Origin of the sequence: Devosia sp. UYZn731, from assembly GCF_040546795.1 — a bacterium.
In the GTDB taxonomy this organism is placed as follows: Bacteria; Pseudomonadota; Alphaproteobacteria; order Rhizobiales; family Devosiaceae; genus Devosia.
This window is the reverse complement of record NZ_JBEPOL010000004.1, coordinates 392851-410062: the sequence shown is the minus strand read 5'-3', so window position 1 is coordinate 410062 and position 17212 is coordinate 392851. Positions and strand designations below refer to the sequence as shown.

Here is a 17212-nt window from a genome sequence, read left to right as displayed (position 1 = left end):
TGCCTATATTGCAAACGAGAACAAAAAGAGATTCGTCAAGCCGCATGACCGCCGATGCCAACAGAATGGAGCGCCCCGCCGCTGGCTCGATCACCAGCCAGTTCAAACGGCCGCCGGCGCCTGACTACCTCAGCGGGCTCAATGATGAGCAACGCGACGCAGTTGTCTCTATCGATGGGCCTCTGCTGGTTCTGGCTGGCGCAGGTACGGGCAAGACGCGCGTTCTGACCACGCGTATTGCTCATATCATCAATACCAATCGCGCCTGGCCGTCCCAAATCCTTTCGGTGACCTTCACCAACAAGGCCGCCCGGGAGATGAAGGAGCGTATCGAAAAACTCGTGCCGCGCCTCGAGAGCATGCCGTGGATGGGCACCTTCCACTCCATCGGCGCCCGCATCCTGCGGGCTCACGCCGAACTCGTCGGCCTGAAGTCGACCTTCACCATTCTCGATACCGACGACCAGATCCGCCTCATCAAGCAATTGCTGGAGGCCGACAATATCGATGAGAAGCGTTGGCCCGCCAAGCTCTTCGCCTCCATGATGGATGGCTGGAAGAATAAGGGCCTGCTGCCCAAGGATGTGTCGCCGGCCGATAGCGGCAGCTACGCCAATGGGCGCGGCGCCAAGCTCTATGCTGATTATCAGGCTCGCCTGAAATCTCTCAACGCCGCCGATTTCGGTGATCTGCTGCTCGAATGCATCCGCCTGTTCAAGGAAAACCCGGATGTGCTGGCGGAGTATCATCGCAAATTCAAATACATGCTGGTGGACGAGTACCAGGACAGCAACGTCGCCCAATATCTCTGGCTGCGCCTCCTGGCCGCCGGCAGACCCGCCTCCGAAGCCAATATCTGCGTCGTCGGTGACGACGACCAATCCATCTACGGCTGGCGCGGCGCCGAGGTCGACAACATCCTGCGGTTCGAAAAGGACTTTCCCGGCGCCAAGGTGATCAAGCTGGAGCGCAACTACCGCTCCACCGCCAATATCCTCAAGGCTGCCTCCACCCTCATCGCCTTCAACGAGGGCCGCCTGGGAAAAACCCTACAGACCGATGTCGCCGAAAAGGGCGAACTGCTTTCGGTCACCCAGGTTTGGGATTCCGAGGAGGAAGCCCGCACCATTGGCGAGGATATCGAGCAATATCAGCGCGCCGGCGAAGACCTCAATTCCGTTGCGATTCTCGTCCGTGCCTCGTTCCAGATGCGCGAATTCGAGGAACGTTTCATCACGCTCGGCCTAAACTACCGCGTCATCGGCGGCCCGCGCTTTTACGAGCGCAAGGAAATCCGCGATGCCCTCGCCTATCTGCGCCTTGTCGCCCAGCCCGCCGACGACCTGGCTTTCGAGCGCATCGTCAACACCCCCAAGCGCGGCATTGGCGACACCACGGTCAAGATGCTGATGCAGGCCGCCCGGCACCGCGGCATGCCCTTGCTGTCGGCGACCCGACAGCTGCTCGAAACCGATGAACTTAAAGCCAAGCCGCGCACAACCTTGCGCAGCCTGATCGGCCAGTTCGACGATTGGACATTCCGCTCCCAGACGCTAAAGCCGTTCGAGCTGGTCGAGCAAATCCTCGAAGAGAGCGGCTATACCGATATGCTCAGCGCCGATAAGTCGCTGGAATCCGAAGGTCGCAAAGAGAACCTCAAGGAACTCAGCCGCGCCATGGAGGAATTCGAAACTCTCGGCGGGTTTCTCGAACACATTGCCCTCGTCATGGACCGCGACAACGGCGAAGCCAGCGACGCCGTCACCATCATGACCCTGCACGGCGCCAAGGGCCTCGAGTTCAACACCGTCTTCCTGCCCGGCTGGGAAGAAGGCACCTTCCCCAGCCAGCGGTCCATGGACGAAAGCGGTCGTGCCGGCCTCGAGGAAGAACGTCGCCTCGCCTATGTGGGCATCACCCGTGGCCGCAAGCGCGTCCGCATCTCCGCGGCCCAAAACCGCCGCATCCATGGCCTCTGGCAATCGGCCATTCCCAGCCGCTTCCTCGACGAACTGCCCGCCGACGCCGTCGAGGTCAAGGACACCGGCTCCTCCTACGGCGGCTACGGCTATGGCGGCGGTGCCTCATCCCGCTTCAACAAGGCCGATCCGTTCGAAAGCGTCTACGAAACCCCCGGCTGGCAACGCGCCCGCGCCCAGCAGAACACCCGCAAGGGTGGCGGTCCCCTGACCATCGACGGCGACCTCGTCGCCCGCTCGGTCGATCTGGGGAGCGACCGCTCTGCCTTCGCCTTCGGTGATCGCGTCTTCCACCAAAAATTCGGCTACGGCGCCATCTCCGGCATCGAAGGCAATAAACTCACCATCGATTTCGAAAAAGCCGGTCGCAAGAAGGTATTGGATAGTTTTATCAAGAAGGGGTGAGGTCGCACGTTCGACAACCCGGAGAACTTGATGAACAAACCTGTCAAAGCCATCATCATCATCGCTGTCGTCGCCCTGATTGCTGCGGGCGCTTGGCGTGCGACCAGCTTTTTCAGCGGCGTGTTCGATGATCTGTTCGCGCAATCGCGCGAGGTCGCCGCGCTGTCGGACCAGGCCGCGATCGCCATTGTGGCCGATTGGGACCCGCAGTCGCTAAAGGCCTTCGCCACGCCGGACTATTTCGCCGCCCAGGAGCAGGCCGGATTCGCCGCTTGGAAGACTTACCAATTGCTGGGGAAGCCGGTCACGCTCAAGCCCTGCACCGTGCCGTCTCTCAACATCACCAATGGCCGCGGCACGGCATCCGCCAATTGCGCCGCAACCTTCCCCACCGGCGACGGCGCCATCAGCTTCGATTACAACAATGACAGCGGCGAATGGAAAATCACCGCGCTCAAAGTTGCCTTCTGATTGCCTTGAAAGGCTCACCCATGATCATCACCACCACACCGACCGTCGAAGGCCGCCCGATCCGCGACTACCTCGGCATCGTCACCGGCGAGGTCATCGTTGGCGCCAATATCTTCAAGGACCTTTTTGCGGGCATCCGCGACATCGTCGGCGGCCGCGCCGGAGCCTATGAATCCACCCTGCGCAGCGCCCGCCAGCAAGCGTTCCGCGAACTGGAGAAAGAAGCCCGAAGCCGTGGCGCCGATGCCGTGGTGGCCATCGATATCGACTATGAAGTCGTCGGCCAGGGCGGCTCGATGCTGATGGTCTCGGTCTCAGGCACCGCGGTAAAGCTCTAACCCCGGTCTATAGTCCGATCCCGCCCAGCGGCTCGGTTTCGAACCGCTCGCCGAAGCCGGCAATCATGGGACGCGCCTTGGCGATCATCGCCTGCACATGCGGCAATTGCAGCGAGGCCTGGTGTTTCACGGTGTCCGTCCACACCTCGGTGATCCAGATGCCGTCCTCCGAGGCGGGATCGCGCGCGACGATATAGCTGAGGCAACCCGGCATGGTGTCGTTGTTGTCGAGCAGGATCGCCAAAAGGTCCTCGCGCTTGCCCGGCGCGGCCAGCATTTTCCCGATCAGGCCATACATGGTATTTTTCCCTTCAACCCTTTATGAGCACAGACGACCTCAATACCGGAACCGCCCATGCCCGTCGATCAGCTCTCCGCCCCGCTCACCAAGGACCAGGCCTATGCGCTGGTCGACGCCGTCATGGAGCGCGACGACCTGGCGCTGACCGCCTCGGCGCATGAGAATGAAGCGACCGGCGAATGGTTCTTCGAGGCGGCCTGCGACAGCCCTCCGGACTTGGACGCATTCGTCGAATTGGCCCGCCAAACCCTTGGCGGCGTCGTCGAATTTTCCGTCGCGCCCCTCGATCCAGAAATCAACTGGGTCGCAAAATCACTCGAAGGCCTGCCCCCGGTGATCGCCGGCGGCTTTTACGTCTATGGCAGCCACGAAACCGGCCCTATTCCCTCGGGCCTCACCGCCATGCGGATCGACGCCGCCCAGGCCTTCGGCACCGGCCATCACGAAACCACCACTGGGTGCCTCGAAGCCATCGACCGCCTGCTCAAGCGCAAGAAGCCGCGCGTCATGATCGATGTCGGCACCGGCACCGGCGTGCTCGCCATCGCGCTGGCCAAGCGCCTGCACACGCCCGTCATCGCCAGCGACATCGATCCGATTTCAGTCAAGACCACCGTCGACAACGCCGCTCAGAACGGCGTCGGCAAATTCATCATTCCCATCAAGGCCACCGGTCTCAACCACCGCACCATTGCGCAGAATGCGCCCTATGACCTGGTGGTCGCCAATATCCTGGCCGGCCCGCTGACCGCCCTCGCCCCGGCCATGGGCCGCATCGTCGAGCGCGGCGCCAGCATCATCCTCTCGGGCATTCTCGAACGCCAAGCCCCCGGCGTCATCTCCGCCTATGCGCTGCAAGGCATGGTGCTGACGCAAAAACTGCAGCGCAAAGACTGGACCACGCTGATGCTGGAAAAGCGCTAGACCACTTCTGTTAGGTGGGCACCATTTGTGTGCCGATAGTGCGGTCAGGCCGAGTCGAAAGCGGCGGCCGCCGAGAACCGGAGCGGAGCGTACGTTCTGTACGTGAGCACCGGAAGCGCAGGCGGTTGCCGCTTGCAGACCGGCCTCACCGCATTTGCGGTGCACAAAAGCAAAATCCCCGAAGCAAGCTCCGGGGATCATCAGATCGTCAGCAGTGAACTGCAGCGGCCTTACGGGCGCTTGGTGAATGCGCCGATCAGCTGGTGCTGCATGCGATAGCTGACCTGGCGGTTCGATTCACGGCCACGGGCGTCGATAACGGAACCCAGGGCCTTGCGGAAATCGTTCTTGCTCTCAGTCATTTCAGTCTCCATGCGCGTTGTCGGTTGTCTGTTGCCCCCGACACGAACTATTTAGGGTAGCGCGAAACCTTTGGTTAGCCCTCCCCCCACACAGCAGCCATGCCGGCGGCGCAAACCCCGTTACCGCTTCATTAATTTGCCGTTCAGACTGGCGTTCGTTCGCGCCGTGATTAAGATCGGCCCAAAAGCCGCCATTCCGGCGCCAGGACTTGTTCGATGACCGCCCAGACCTTCGCCCCCACCGTTTTTCAAAGCTTTGAAGAAAAAGCCGATCCGAAAAACGTCGCTCCCCGGCTGTCCGCGCTGCGGGGCGAATTGAGCAAGGCCGGGCTCGACGCATTCCTCATTCCCCGCGCCGATGCCCATCGCGGCGAATCGGTCCCACCCGGCGAAGCGCGCCTCGCCTACGTCACCGGCTTCACCGGCTCGGCCGGCATTGCCATCGTAGGATCGAAAAAGGCCGGCCTGTTCGTCGATAGCCGCTACACGCTCCAGGCGCCGGCCCAGACCGATACCAAGAAGATCACCGTCCACGAATTTCTCCAGACCGGTATTTCCGACGAGGTCGCCGCCTATGTCCCCAAGGGCGGCCGCATCGGCTTCGATCCCTGGCTGCATACGCCGGGCGAAATCCGCGACCTTTCCAATCGGCTCGGCAGCCGTGCCACTTTGGTGCCCAGCGAAAACCTCGTCGACCGCATCTGGCCCGATCGCCCGGCCCCGCCCGCTTCCACCATTGAACTGTTGGGCCACAACCGCGCCGGCAAGACCCCGGCCGACAAACTGGCCGAACTGCAGGCCAGCCTCGCTGCCGATCAGGCCGATGCCGCCGTGCTCACTCTGCCCGAATCAATCAACTGGCTGCTCAACATCCGCGGCCGCGACGTGCCCAATACGCCCTTCGTGCTCGGCTATGCCGTCGTGCCCAAATCCGGCCTGCCCACCCTGTTTCTCGATGGCGGCCGTATCACGCCGGAACTCACCCGCTCCCTCGAGGGCATCGCCAAACTCGCCAAGACAAGTACGCTCGAAGCCGCCCTCGCCCGCCTCGGCAAAGGCGCCAAAGCCGTGCTGATCGATCCCGCCAGCGCGCCCGAAGCCGTCGCCGCGACCCTGCGAATGGCCGGCGCCAAGCTGATCGAAAAGCGCGACCCCGTGTTGCTGCCCAAATCGCGCAAGAACGACGCCGAACTCGCCGGCATGCGCGAGGCCCACAAGCTAGATGGCGTCGCCCTCGCCAAATTCCTCGCTTGGTTCGATGACAATGCCCCCTCGGGCACTCTCACCGAAATCGGCATCGTCACTGCGCTCGAAGCTTTCCGGCGAGAGGAAGAAACCTGCGTCGACGCCAGCTTCGATACCATTTCGGGCGCCGGCGCCAATGGCGCCATCGTGCATTACCGCGTCACCACCAAGACCGATCGAACCCTGGCCGCCGGCGAACTCATGCTGCTCGATTCGGGCGCGCAATATCTCGCGGGCACCACCGACATCACCCGCACCATGTCGACCGGCTCATCCACGCCCGAGCAGCGCGACCGCTTCACTCGCGTACTCAAGGGCATGATCGCCATTTCGACTGCGCGGTTCCCGAAGGGCACTTCGGGCGCGCAGATCGACGTGCTCGCCCGCCAGTTCCTCTGGCAGGCCGGCGTCACGTACAATCACGGCACCGGCCACGGCGTCGGCGCCTTCCTCTCGGTGCATGAAGGCCCGACTGGCATCGCCCCGCGCTATACCCTACCGCTCGAAGCCGGCAGCGTGCTCTCCAACGAGCCCGGCTATTACAAGACCGGCGAATACGGCATCCGCATCGAAAATCTGGTTGTCATCCACGACAGCGCCATGGCGCCCGGTTTTCTCGATTTCGAAACCCTGACCCTGGCGCCTATCGACACCCGCCTGATCGACAAGACCCTGCTGACCGACGCTGAACGCGACTGGCTCAATGCTTACCACCAGCGCGTGCTCAAGGAGATCGGCCCGCTGGTGAAGGGCAAGGTCAAGGACTGGCTGAAGCAGGCAACCGCCGCGATCTAGCGGTAAAAGGGGGCTTTTGAGCCCCCTCGTTATCCTCAATCGGCATGTGCCAGCGTAAAAATCTCGCTCAGCCGGTATTCGTTGCCGGGCGTTTTGGATTCGACATCGTCGATTTTCCAGCCACCGTCTTCCTTCACCAAGTCGTAGCTCAGCGTCCGCTCTTCGCCAAAATTCTTGAAGCTCACGTCGGCCGATGCATAATCGCCGGCAATTCCGGCGGCGCCAATCTGCAGATCTGTAATTTGCCAGTCCTGCCCGTCGATGAACGGATCGAAGTCCAGTGCGCCGCTATCCCCCTCCGGGGTCGCTTGGGCATCGGCGTCGTAGAGCGCTTGCAGCCCGGCGGACCTGAACTCGCCCTCATCGCTGAAATCCGTGTCGGCGGCGAGATAGCGCGCATAAAATGCCTGCAGTAGCGCGTCGGGCGTATCATAGGGCTGTGCAGCCACAATCCCGGTAAACGCCAGAACGAAGCCGGCGGCGAGAACGGCAAGACGCATGGAAGTCCTCCATAGTGAAGCGTGAGCGCCGGCGCGGCTCGAAGGCAGCGCCAGCGCAAAAGTTCTAGTTGAACCAGAAGGCGTAGCCCAGCCACTGATCGCCGAATACCTTATTGGCCTCGGCAAAACTTTCGGCGCTCGCCACCGGACCATCCTTGAGGAGGGGAACGGCACCCAGGCCAGTCAGGATCATCACGAAATCGGTCTCGGTCGCGGTTTCGAAATAGGCCTTGAGATCAAAGCCCTGCTTGAAGCGCCAATGCGGCACCAGCAATTCGCCATTAAGAATCTGGTCGGCCGTATCCAGCGTCGCCATCCAGGCTTTGACCGTGGCCTCGTCTACCTTGGCGTCCTTGCTGAGCGGCGTCTGGCGGGGCGAGGGCACCAGTTCATGGTCATCATCGGTCTCCGCCAGGATCGCGTCCCAGTTCTTGCGCGACAGTGCCGTGATCGACAGCAACCGATCCCGCACGCCGGCTAGCCGCGCCTTATCGATCACCGGGAAATCGAGCGTATGGATTGCCGCGACGACGTCGGCGATCGACGCATCGGTCTGTGGGTCCATCGCCAGCGTACCATTGCTCGCATCCTGCATCGGCAGCCCGGATTTGGGGAAGAGACGGTGGAAATAAGCGTCCACCAGACCATGGAAGTCATGTGCCAGCAGGAAATCGGCATGGGCCGCCACCACCTGGGTGTAGCCTGCGAACCAGAGCGCATCGGCGCGATCGAAGCCGATCTCGAATTTCTGCTCGGCCGGCGTCTGTCCGCCCTTCTTCTTGCCGCTTGGCGGCGGCCCATCTGGGTAGGGAATATCGGCCCAGCCGAAAGCCGGTCCCAGCAGATCGCCCAGGGTCTCGCCGGGCTCGGCGGTGCCATCCCCATTGGCGTCGAAGCGGAATTTCAGCGGCTCCAGCGCCACCACGTAATCGCCATTCTCGCCGGCCGCTTCGAACAGGGCCTTGCCCGCGTCCATGCTGGTCACCAAGTCCTGCAACACCGTGCGGAACTTCTCATAGGTGATGGGTTCGGGATTTGGATTGGCCGGCACGCCCTGCCCGCTGGGGCCCATCATGCCGAGCACGCCCAGCACGCCGGTATCCGGAAGCGTCGCACCATAGCGATACAAATCTTGCGACACGCCCTGCAGCCCATCCACAAACGTCAGCATGCCGGCCGCGAACTTGGCCTCCGGATCGCCCGCCTCGGCCAGTGGCGTTACCGCCGCCAGTCCCTCGGTAATCGTGCCCTCATAAAGGTGGGCGCGCAGCAGGTCGCCCGCCTCTCCCGCCTGCGCCCAACCAGGCAACATCAGTGATGCGGCGGCCAGTCCGGCCGCCCAAAGCTTCAAGCCCATTATTTCTCCCTGCGGCCCCTCGGCCTTCTATTTGGCGATCAACGCGAACCAATCGTCTTCGCTGATCACCTGCACGCCCAGGTCTTCGGCTTTCTTGAGCTTCGAGCCGGCTCCTGGTCCCGCCACCAGGATATCCGTCTGCGCAGAAACCGACCCCGCGACCTTGGCGCCATGCCGCTCCGCCATAGCCTTGGCTTCAGATCGTGTCATTTTTTCGAGAGACCCGGTGAATACCACCGTTTTGCCGGCCACCACGCTATCGGCCGAAACACTCAGTACATAGGGCTTGGGTTTAACCTGCTTTAGCAGCGCCTCAATGACGTCGTCATTGCGCTGATTGCCGAAGAAGTCGATCAGTGCTTCGATCACCGTATCGCCAATGCCGTCGACATCGGGGAATACGCTATGCGGATCGTCGGCATGGGCGGCCGTCTCCTTACCGACCCGGATCAGCTCTTCCATGGTCGAAAAAGTCCGTGCTAGTACCGCAGCCGTGGTCTCCCCAATATGGCGGATACCCAATGCGAAGATGAAGCGGTCCAATTCCGGCTCGCGCCGCGCATCGATGGCGTTGAACAGCTTTTCCAGCCCCTCGTAATTGCGATCCTCTACCCCACGCACATTTTTCCGTGCTTTGCCTGAGGCCTCCTCACGCAATTTCGCCTGCGCCTCGCGCCGGGCGCCGAGCGCGGCCTGCACCTCGGCACGCCGGTCCTTGAGCGTGAAGATATCGGCGGCAGTCTTAATCAGGCCGGCATTGAAGAACAGGTCGATATTCTCGGCCCCCAACCCCTCGATATCCATCGCCCCGCGCGACACGAAGTGCCGCAGCCGCTCGACCGCCTGCGCCGCGCAAACCAGTTCCCCGGTGCAGCGCCGCCGCGAGTCTTCCTTGCCGGTCTTGGGGTTTATCTCGCGCGTGGCGGGTGATTTGCAGATTGGGCACTCATGCGGAAACTCATACGGCGCCGCGTTCGCCGGCCGCTTCTCCAACACCACCCGCACGATCTGCGGAATGACGTCGCCAGCCCGTTGGATCACGACCGTGTCGCCGATGCGCACGTCGATCGGCTCATCACCGCGTATCGACCGCCCGGTGCTGTCGATGCCCTTGATGTAATCCTCGTTGTGCAGCGTGACGTTCTCGACTACCACGCCGCCCACGGTCACCGGGGCCAGCCGCGCCACCGGCGCCAGCGTGCCGGTGCGGCCCACCTGGATATCGATGCGCTTGACCACTGTCGTGGCCTGTTCGGCCGGGAATTTATGCGCAATTGCCCAGCGCGGCTCGCCGGTGACAAAACCCCAGCGCTGCTGCAAGTCGAGCCGGTCGACTTTGTAGACCACCCCGTCGATGTCATAGCCCAGCGACGAGCGCTGTGCCTCGATCAGCCGATACTGCGCCACCAGCTCCTCGACCGATTTGGCGCGCACCATCAGCGGGCTGACCTTGAAGCCCCATTCGGCAAATTTCTGCACGGCATCGTATTGCGTATCGGCTGGCTCGGCGCTGCTCTGCCCCCAGGCATAGGCGAAAAACCGCAAATTGCGGCTCGCGGTTACCGCGGCGTCCTTCTGCCGCAACGAGCCGGCCGCGGTATTGCGTGGGTTGACATAGTCCTGCCCACCGGCCGCTGCCGAACGCGCCTTAAGCGCCTGGAACTCGGCATAGGTCATATAGACCTCGCCGCGAATTTCGATGCTGTCGGGCCAGCCGGTGCCGGCAAGCTTGGCCGGTATATCGGCGATGGTCCTCAAATTCGCGGTAATGTCCTCACCCACCGTGCCGTCGCCGCGCGTCGCGCCCTGTACAAACACGCCGTTCTCATACCGCAATGAAGCCGATAGACCGTCAATCTTGGGCTCGGCGGTGAAAACCAGCTCGAGTTCCTTGTCCCGCTCAAAAAACCGATGCCCGCGCTGGATGAAATCGACCACGTCCTGGTCGGTATAGGCCTTGGCGAGGCTGAGCATCGGCACCGCGTGGCGAACCTTGGCAAACCCCTCGGCGGGCGGCGCACCGACGGTGAGCGATGGACTATCCACACGCACCAGCCCCGGGAATGCCTCCTCGATCGCGTCATTGCGGCGCTTCAGCGCGTCCCACTCGGCGTCGTTCAGGTCAGGCGCATCGTTCTGGTGGTAGGCGATGTTGGCTTGGGCAATCGCAGCCGCCAAACGCGCCAGTTCTACCTCGGCTTCGGCTTCGGTGAGCTCATCAATGGGTTTGTCAGCTCGTTCGACCATGGCAAGCACTCACACTCAGAATCCAGGGGCGAATTTGCACCAGCCACCGCCGGCGGGAAAGCCAATTTCTGCCTAGCCGACCTCGCTCAACAGCTTGCTCGCTGCCGCCCGTGCCTCGGCCGTCACCTCTGCGCCGGATAGCATACGGGCAACCTCCTCGCGCCGAGCCGGCTTATCGAGCGGCTTGACGTGAGTACGCACGAAGGCGCCCTCCTCCACCGCCTGTTTCTCGATAAGCAGATGCCGCTGGGCCCGTGCGGCAACCTGTGGCGCATGGGTAACCGCCAGCACCTGCACCTTGCCGGCCAGCCGCGCCAAGCGCCGCCCAATGGCATCGGCGACCGCACCACCGACACCAGTATCGATTTCGTCGAAGATCAGCACGGGCGCCGAACCGCGATCGGCCAGCACCACCTTGAGCGCCAGGAGGAACCGGCTCAATTCGCCACCCGACGCGACCTTGAGCAAGGGCCCCGCCATGGTTCCTGGATTGGTCTGCACATGGAAGGCGATCTGATCGAAACCACTGGCCGCGATCCGGTCCTTGTCCACCTGGTGATCGACGATGAACTTCGCCGCACCCAGCTTCAAATCCGGCAGTTCCGCGCCGACAGCTTCCCCCAAAGCCGCCGCCGCCTTGGCGCGCCCGGCGCTCAGCGTGGCAGCGAGCGCCGAATAATCAGCCAGCGCCTTGGCCGCCGCGTGCTTGAGCGCCGCAAGCCTGGTTTCCCCGCTTTGCAGCATTTCGAGGTCACCAGCATACTTCTTCAAAATTGCTGGCAGTTCGTCGCACACCGTCTGGTGCTTGCGCGCCGCTGCCCGCAAAGCGAACAGCCGCTCCTCAACATTCTCAAGCTCGGAAGGATCATAAGCCATCTCGCGCTTGAGGGCTTCCAGCGTATCCGAGGTGTGGTCCAGCGCAATCAAAGACGCGTCCAGCGCATCGACGATGGGCTGGAACAGCGTCGCCCCACTATCGATCTTGCGCAGCAGCCGCCGCATCAGGCTCGACAGCGCTGGCGCGGGCGCCGAGGGCCCGTTGAGAATGTCGTCGGTTTCCTTCACGTCGGAGGCGGAGCGCTCGATCTGCTGCAAGTGCTGGCGCCGCTCGGCCAGTTCCTCCTCCTCGCCGACCGCCGCACCGAGCTTGGACAGTTCTTCTACCGCGTGGCGCGCATAATCCTCCTGCGCCAGCGCCTCGGCCACCAGCGCCTTCTGAGCCATCACCGCATCCTGCGCATCGGTCAGCGCCGACCAGGCCTCGCGCACCGCGAACGCCTGCCCTTCGAGCACGCCGAACGTATCCAGCGAGGAGCGGTGGGTGGCCACGTCGACCAGTGCCCGGTCGTCATGCTGGCCGTGGATTTCCACGATCTGGCTGCCGACGCGCTGCAGCAGCGCGGCCGAGACCGGCTGGTCGTTGATGAATGCCCGCGTCCGCCCATCGGGATATTGCACCCGCCGCAGGATAACGTCCTCGTCGTCGGGGATGGCATTATCGCGTAGCGCAGCGCGCGCCGGATGATTCTTGGCCAGTTGCAGCACTGCCACAACCTGCCCGCTATCGCAGCCAGCCCGCACCAGCGAGGCGTCGCCGCGGCCGCCCAGCGCCAGCGTCAGCGCATCGAGCAGGATCGATTTACCAGCGCCGGTCTCGCCGGTCAGCACGGTCATGCCGCCATCGAGCGCCAGGTCGAGCTGATCGATCAGGACAATATTGCGAACCGAAAGCGTATTGAGCATGGCGTGACTGTTCCCGAACTCTCACTTGACGCTTTGGTCCAAAGCGCCCTGCCCACCCCGCATTGCCTCGCCGGACTCAGCCGGCAACAAACGAACGGGGCGCGCCAGCAAGCTAGCGCACCCCGGAACAAACAAGCAACAGAATTTTAGATTACTTCTTGAAGCCAGCCATCCAGCTACCGTCATTCATCGCCGGCGCGAGCCCCTGCTTGCCCAACAGGTCGAATGCTTCCTTATACCAGTCGCTGGACGGATAGTTGTGGCCCAGCACTGCCGCGGCGGTCTTGGCCTCGTTGGTCAGACCCAGCAGCAAATAGCCCTCGGTCAGGCGATACAGCGCTTCCTCGATATGGGTCGAAGTCTGCCACTGCTCCACCACGACGCGGAAACGATTGATGGCTGCGGTATACTGCCCGTTGCCGAGATAATAACGGCCCACCGACATTTCCTTGCCGGCCAACTGGTCATAGGCAACCAGCAGCTTTTCCTTGGCGTCGTCGGCATATTCGGACTTCGGATAGTTCGAGATCAGCAGGTTATAGGTGTCGATCGAATCACGCGACAATTGCTGGTCGCGGGTGATGTCCTTGATCTGGCCAAAATACGAGGTGGCCTTGAGATAGAGCACATAGGGCACGTCCTTGCCGGACGGATAAACCGCCAGGTACCGGTCGGCCGCCAGAATCGCTTCCGGATATCCGCCGATGCGATAGTTCGCATAGACTTCCATCAGCTTGGCTTTTTCGGTGATCGGATCGCGCGGATGCTGGCGTTCCAGCGTCTTGAGCGTATCGATCGCCGTCATGTAGCGCTGCTTGTCCATATTATCGAGCGCGCTCTGATACAGGGCTGCGGCCGGAATAATCGGCTCTTCCTTGATCTTGGGAGGACCAAACAGGTTGAACCCCGAGCAGCCTGCCAGCGCCAGGACCAGCAGGCCCATCGTCAGAAACCGGGCGGCCCGGCTGGTGTAACCACCAATTGCATCAACTGTCACGAACTGCCCCGTCCTCATAAGAACCGCATATGGGCTGCGGCCTAAAGTTCAATTGGATCAAAACTGTGGCCGCGCCATGACGCTCGATCAGCCAACCGAGCGCAGATAGTGACGGATCTCAAGGCCTTCCGGCTGGTCATCGAAACTATCGAACTCCAGCGGCAGATCCTCGGCATTCACTATTTCATAGTTGGCATCGCTGGAAAAGAGACCGCTGAGGACGTGGGCGTTGAGAGCGTGGCCGCCCTTGTACGAGCGGAACCGACCCCAGATCGGCAGCCCGCCGAGCGACAGATCCCCGATCGCATCGAGCAGTTTGTGGCGCACGAATTCATCCTCGTAGCGCAGCCCGCCCGGATTGAGGATGCGGTCCTCATGCACGGTGATCGAATTGTCGAGGCTGGAGCCCAGCGCATAGCCGGCCTGGCGCAGCGCCTTGGCGTCGCGGACGAAGCCGAAAGTGCGGGCGCTCGAAACATCGTCGTAATAGCGGCGCGGCGTCCAGTCGAAGATCATGCGCTGGCGGCCAATGACTTTGGAGTCGAAATCGATCTCGAGATCCAGCGCGCGCCCGTTATAGGGCTCAAGCGCCGCAAAGGCATCATTGTTGCGCACGGTGACGGCGCGCATGATCTTGAGGAACTTGCGCTGTGCCGGCTGGATTTCCAGCCCCACCTGCAGGATGGCTTCGGCGAATGGACGCGAGCTGCCATCGAGAATGGGGCATTCGCCGCCATCGACGGTGATCAGGGCATTGTCGACGCCCATCCCTGAAAGAGCCGAGGTTACATGTTCGATAGTGGCGACCGATACGCTATCGCCAAGGTCCAGCGTGGTGCACAGCGTGGTGCGGGTAATCCGAGAAAAATGGACCGCGACCGGCGCGGTTCTGCGGCCTTCGCCCAGATCACGGCTGATAAGGTAGCCACTGTCAGTGGGAGCGGGGCTAAGCGTCAGGGTTACCGGCTGGCCGCTATGAACGCCGTATCCGGCAAAGCTAATCGCGGCAGCAAGGGTACGCTGGCGCGTGGTCATATTCTGCATACTCGAAAGAACTCCGGACCCGGCCGTGGTTTTGCGACGAAAGTGTTATCCAAAAAAAACTCGGTGCGGAAGCCGCACCGAGCAATGTTTCAGCGTTTGGATTACCCGACCTTAACCGTGCTTGCGCAGGAAAGCCGGGATTTCGAGGTGGTCTTTTTGCAGTGCCGGCGCTGGCTGGCGACCCTGCGCATCGAGCCCACCAACGGCCCCGTCGACAGGGGGACGAACCTGCGAACCCCTTGCGCTGCTTGCTTCAATTGCGCTGCGAGCCGCCTGGTCGTCGGCGCTCGAATAGCTGGTTTCGTCCTTCGCGGGCGCCTGCTGGCCCAGATTTAGGCCGACATTGGACGCCAGCCGCTTGAACAAAGCACGGGCATTGCGCGGCTCGACCTCCTGACGTTCCTGCGCTTCCTGTGACCGGCGCGCAACAATCGGCAGCTCTTCGGTGCGCGGCATACGGCGCTGACCTTCGGGACGGGCGGCATTGGAGGGCACATAAACGCTCGGAACGGGCTGGTCTTCGACCTGAGCAATCTCTTCATGCTCGTAATTCGAATCAACGGCCGGGATATAAGGCTCCACGAACACGCCGTCGTCCTCATGCCCATAGCTCGATGTATGCGTCGGCTGCTCGAGCGCAAAGGCCTCGGCAACAGCCGCTTCCACCTGATGCTCGATTTCGATCGGCGTAGCCATCGCGGCGCGTTCCATGGCGACGCGGGTCGGCTCCACCGGAACGTGGCGCTTGACCGAAAGCGGGGTGCGCGAAGCATGCGGCTTGGCCGGCTCCAGCGCCTGCACCATGGCGGCGTCGGTACCCGTGGCCACCACGGACACGCGGATCGTGCCGGTCAGGCTCGGATCGTAGGTGGCGCCCAGGATGATATTGGCGTCGGCATCGACTTCCTCGCGGATGCGGCTGGCCGCTTCATCGACTTCATAAAGGGTCAGATCGGGGCCGCCGGTGATCGAGATCAACAGGCCTCGAGCGCCCTGCATCGACACGTCATCGAGCAGCGGGTTGGCAATGGCGGCTTCGGCGGCGTGGCGGGCACGGTCTTCGCCCGAAGCCTCGCCGGTGCCCATCATCGCCTTGCCCATGCCGCGCATCACGGCGCGTACGTCAGCGAAGTCGAGGTTGATCAGGCCTTCCTTGACCATCAGGTCGGTGATGCAGGCGACGCCGGAGAACAGCACCTGGTCGGCCATCGCAAACGCGTCGGCGAAGGTGGTCTTCTCGTTGGCGACGCGGAACAGGTTCTGGTTCGGAATGACGATCAGCGTATCGACATGGCGGTGCAGCTCGTCGATGCCGTCTTCGGCCAGACGGGCCCGGCGATTGCCTTCGAAATTGAACGGCTTGGTGACCACGCCAACCGTCAGGATGCCCTGCTCGCGAGCTGCGCGAGCTACGACAGGCGCTGCGCCGGTACCGGTGCCACCACCCATGCCCGCGGTGATGAACACCATATGCGAGCCGGAAAGGTGGTCGTTGATTTCGTCCCAGCTCTCTTCGGCGGCCGCGCGGCCCACTTCAGGATGCGAGCCGGCGCCCAAGCCTTCGGTAACACCGACGCCGAGCTGGATGATGCGCGGGGCCTTGCTGAGGGCCAGCGCTTGCGCGTCGGTATTGGCGACGACGAAGTCGACGCCTTCGAGGCCCGACTCGATCATGTTGTTGACGGCGTTGCCGCCAGCACCACCGCACCCGAATACGGTGATGCGGGGCTTCAGTTCCTGGATATCCGGAATCGTGAGGTTGATGGTCATGAAGGGCCTCATAGTGGCGTGGTTGGTAAAGATTTACCCCGCTATTCGTTAACTCCAGCCTAACAATTGTCCCTCAGGCGTTAACGTGACCGCAATTTGCGACACAAGGGATCGTTTCGCTTACCCTGCGTTAACCATGACACACCCCAAACGGCCGAAAATATGGGTTGACGGGCGTCGTCACCCCGTACATAACCATATAGTCATATAACCAATTGGTTCTATACAACGCACAACGCCCCAATCCGAGGAGACGACTATGACCTCAATCAAGCCCTGTCTGTGGTTCGACAACCGCATCGATGAAGCTATCGAATTTTACACCAAGACGTTCAAGAACGCCAAAGTCACCAACGTCAACCGCTCTGCCCCTGGCCAGCCGGCCTTTACCGCCGAGTTCGAGCTGGAGAACCAGAAGTTCATGGCGCTCAACGGTGGACCCCAGTTCAAGTTCAACGAAAGCGTATCGTTTTTCGTCACCTGCGCCGACCAGGCCGAAGTCGACTATTTCTGGACCACCATGACCGCAGATGGCGGCGAGGAGAGCAAGTGCGGTTGGCTCAAGGACAAGTTCGGCCTGTCCTGGCAGATTGTGCCCAAGCAACTCTTCGAAACTCTCGGGGGCTCTGACCGAGCCGGTGCCCAGCGCGCCATGCAGGCGATGATGCAGATGCGCAAACTCATCGTCGCCGATTTGCAGAAGGCCTATGCGGGCGCCTGAGTTCGGACCGACG

The 17212-nt window shown here is 62.2% G+C and carries 15 protein-coding genes; 6 read left to right on the top strand and 9 right to left on the bottom strand.

What is annotated here, in order from left to right; all coding sequences use genetic code 11:
- Positions 1 to 44: 44 nt before the first annotated feature.
- From ABIB57_RS12585 to ABIB57_RS12575, 3 genes are read left to right on the top strand one after another with little or no spacing between them, the layout of a single operon-like run.
- Positions 45 to 2384 (top strand): ATP-dependent helicase, encoded by a 2340-nt coding sequence (locus ABIB57_RS12585; RefSeq protein WP_502914380.1) that lies wholly within the window; start codon positions 45 to 47, stop codon positions 2382 to 2384.
- Between the two features lie 30 nt (positions 2385 to 2414).
- A complete protein-coding gene (locus ABIB57_RS12580; protein ID WP_354041222.1) occupies positions 2415 to 2855 on the top strand; it encodes a hypothetical protein in 441 nt (146 codons plus the stop codon).
- Positions 2856 to 2875: 20 nt separating this feature from the next.
- Positions 2876 to 3193, top strand: a complete 318-nt coding sequence (locus ABIB57_RS12575) for a heavy metal-binding domain-containing protein (RefSeq protein ID WP_354041220.1) — start codon at positions 2876 to 2878, stop codon at positions 3191 to 3193.
- Between the two features lie 7 nt (positions 3194 to 3200).
- Here the strand turns inward: ABIB57_RS12575 and ABIB57_RS12570 are convergent, their stop codons facing one another.
- Positions 3201 to 3491, bottom strand: a complete 291-nt coding sequence (locus ABIB57_RS12570) for a putative quinol monooxygenase (RefSeq protein WP_354041218.1) — start codon at positions 3489 to 3491, stop codon at positions 3201 to 3203.
- Between the two features lie 57 nt (positions 3492 to 3548).
- On the opposite strand from ABIB57_RS12570, the gene ABIB57_RS12565 reads away from it, so the two are divergent.
- Positions 3549 to 4418, top strand: a complete 870-nt coding sequence (locus ABIB57_RS12565) for a 50S ribosomal protein L11 methyltransferase (protein ID WP_354041216.1) — start codon at positions 3549 to 3551, stop codon at positions 4416 to 4418.
- Between the two features lie 230 nt (positions 4419 to 4648).
- On the opposite strand, the gene ABIB57_RS12560 is transcribed toward ABIB57_RS12565, so the two are convergent.
- The gene (locus ABIB57_RS12560) at positions 4649 to 4780 is read right to left on the bottom strand and encodes a hypothetical protein (RefSeq protein WP_354041214.1); all 132 of its coding nucleotides are present in this window, start codon (positions 4778 to 4780) and stop codon (positions 4649 to 4651) included.
- Between the two features lie 216 nt (positions 4781 to 4996).
- Here ABIB57_RS12560 and ABIB57_RS12555 point away from each other — a divergent pair, with 216 nt between their 5' ends.
- A complete protein-coding gene (locus tag ABIB57_RS12555; protein WP_354041213.1) occupies positions 4997 to 6820 on the top strand; it encodes an aminopeptidase P family protein in 1824 nt (607 codons plus the stop codon).
- Between the two features lie 35 nt (positions 6821 to 6855).
- On the opposite strand, the gene ABIB57_RS12550 is transcribed toward ABIB57_RS12555, so the two are convergent.
- From ABIB57_RS12550 to ftsZ, 7 genes are all read right to left on the bottom strand, one after another.
- Positions 6856 to 7320 carry a DUF3828 domain-containing protein gene (locus tag ABIB57_RS12550; RefSeq protein ID WP_354041212.1) on the bottom strand — a complete coding sequence of 155 codons (465 nt, stop codon included), beginning with the start codon at positions 7318 to 7320 and terminating at the stop codon, positions 6856 to 6858.
- Between the two features lie 64 nt (positions 7321 to 7384).
- Positions 7385 to 8677 (bottom strand): hypothetical protein, encoded by a 1293-nt coding sequence (locus ABIB57_RS12545; protein WP_354041210.1) that lies wholly within the window; start codon positions 8675 to 8677, stop codon positions 7385 to 7387.
- Positions 8678 to 8704: 27 nt separating this feature from the next.
- On the bottom strand, positions 8705 to 10924 hold the full coding sequence (gene ligA, locus ABIB57_RS12540; protein WP_354041208.1) for an NAD-dependent DNA ligase LigA: 2220 nt from the start codon (positions 10922 to 10924) through the stop codon (positions 8705 to 8707).
- 72 nt (positions 10925 to 10996) lie between these two features.
- Positions 10997 to 12667 carry a DNA repair protein RecN gene (gene recN / locus ABIB57_RS12535; protein WP_354041206.1) on the bottom strand — a complete coding sequence of 557 codons (1671 nt, stop codon included), beginning with the start codon at positions 12665 to 12667 and terminating at the stop codon, positions 10997 to 10999.
- Between the two features lie 151 nt (positions 12668 to 12818).
- The gene (locus ABIB57_RS12530; protein WP_299722656.1) at positions 12819 to 13664 is read right to left on the bottom strand and encodes an outer membrane protein assembly factor BamD; all 846 of its coding nucleotides are present in this window, start codon (positions 13662 to 13664) and stop codon (positions 12819 to 12821) included.
- An 87-nt stretch (positions 13665 to 13751) separates the two neighbouring features.
- Entirely contained in the window at positions 13752 to 14708 is a 957-nt protein-coding gene (gene lpxC, locus ABIB57_RS12525; RefSeq protein ID WP_299722659.1) for a UDP-3-O-acyl-N-acetylglucosamine deacetylase, read from the bottom strand.
- A 111-nt stretch (positions 14709 to 14819) separates the two neighbouring features.
- A complete protein-coding gene (ftsZ, locus tag ABIB57_RS12520; protein WP_354041204.1) occupies positions 14820 to 16478 on the bottom strand; it encodes a cell division protein FtsZ in 1659 nt (552 codons plus the stop codon).
- Between the two features lie 259 nt (positions 16479 to 16737).
- On the opposite strand from ftsZ, the gene ABIB57_RS12515 reads away from it, so the two are divergent.
- Positions 16738 to 17199, top strand: coding sequence for a VOC family protein (locus ABIB57_RS12515; protein ID WP_354041202.1), 462 nt, complete (start codon positions 16738 to 16740; stop codon positions 17197 to 17199).
- Positions 17200 to 17212 lie beyond the last annotated feature (13 nt).

What these genes read in the sequence shown, in the direction of transcription:
- ABIB57_RS12585 (WP_502914380.1), top strand. Translation starts at nt 45, where the DNA reads ATGACCGCCGATGCCAACAGAATGGAGCGCCCCGCCGCTGGCTCGATC.
- ABIB57_RS12580 (WP_354041222.1), top strand. Translation starts at nt 2,415, where the DNA reads ATGAACAAACCTGTCAAAGCCATCATCATCATCGCTGTCGTCGCCCTG.
- ABIB57_RS12575 (WP_354041220.1), top strand. Translation starts at nt 2,876, where the DNA reads ATGATCATCACCACCACACCGACCGTCGAAGGCCGCCCGATCCGCGAC.
- ABIB57_RS12570 (WP_354041218.1), bottom strand. Translation starts at nt 3,491, where the DNA reads ATGTATGGCCTGATCGGGAAAATGCTGGCCGCGCCGGGCAAGCGCGAG.
- ABIB57_RS12565 (WP_354041216.1), top strand. Translation starts at nt 3,549, where the DNA reads ATGCCCGTCGATCAGCTCTCCGCCCCGCTCACCAAGGACCAGGCCTAT.
- ABIB57_RS12560 (WP_354041214.1), bottom strand. Translation starts at nt 4,780, where the DNA reads ATGACTGAGAGCAAGAACGATTTCCGCAAGGCCCTGGGTTCCGTTATC.
- ABIB57_RS12555 (WP_354041213.1), top strand. Translation starts at nt 4,997, where the DNA reads ATGACCGCCCAGACCTTCGCCCCCACCGTTTTTCAAAGCTTTGAAGAA.
- ABIB57_RS12550 (WP_354041212.1), bottom strand. Translation starts at nt 7,320, where the DNA reads ATGCGTCTTGCCGTTCTCGCCGCCGGCTTCGTTCTGGCGTTTACCGGG.
- ABIB57_RS12545 (WP_354041210.1), bottom strand. Translation starts at nt 8,677, where the DNA reads ATGGGCTTGAAGCTTTGGGCGGCCGGACTGGCCGCCGCATCACTGATG.
- ligA (WP_354041208.1), bottom strand. Translation starts at nt 10,924, where the DNA reads ATGGTCGAACGAGCTGACAAACCCATTGATGAGCTCACCGAAGCCGAA.
- recN (WP_354041206.1), bottom strand. Translation starts at nt 12,667, where the DNA reads ATGCTCAATACGCTTTCGGTTCGCAATATTGTCCTGATCGATCAGCTC.
- lpxC (WP_299722659.1), bottom strand. Translation starts at nt 14,708, where the DNA reads ATGCAGAATATGACCACGCGCCAGCGTACCCTTGCTGCCGCGATTAGC.
- ftsZ (WP_354041204.1), bottom strand. Translation starts at nt 16,478, where the DNA reads ATGACCATCAACCTCACGATTCCGGATATCCAGGAACTGAAGCCCCGC.
- ABIB57_RS12515 (WP_354041202.1), top strand. Translation starts at nt 16,738, where the DNA reads ATGACCTCAATCAAGCCCTGTCTGTGGTTCGACAACCGCATCGATGAA.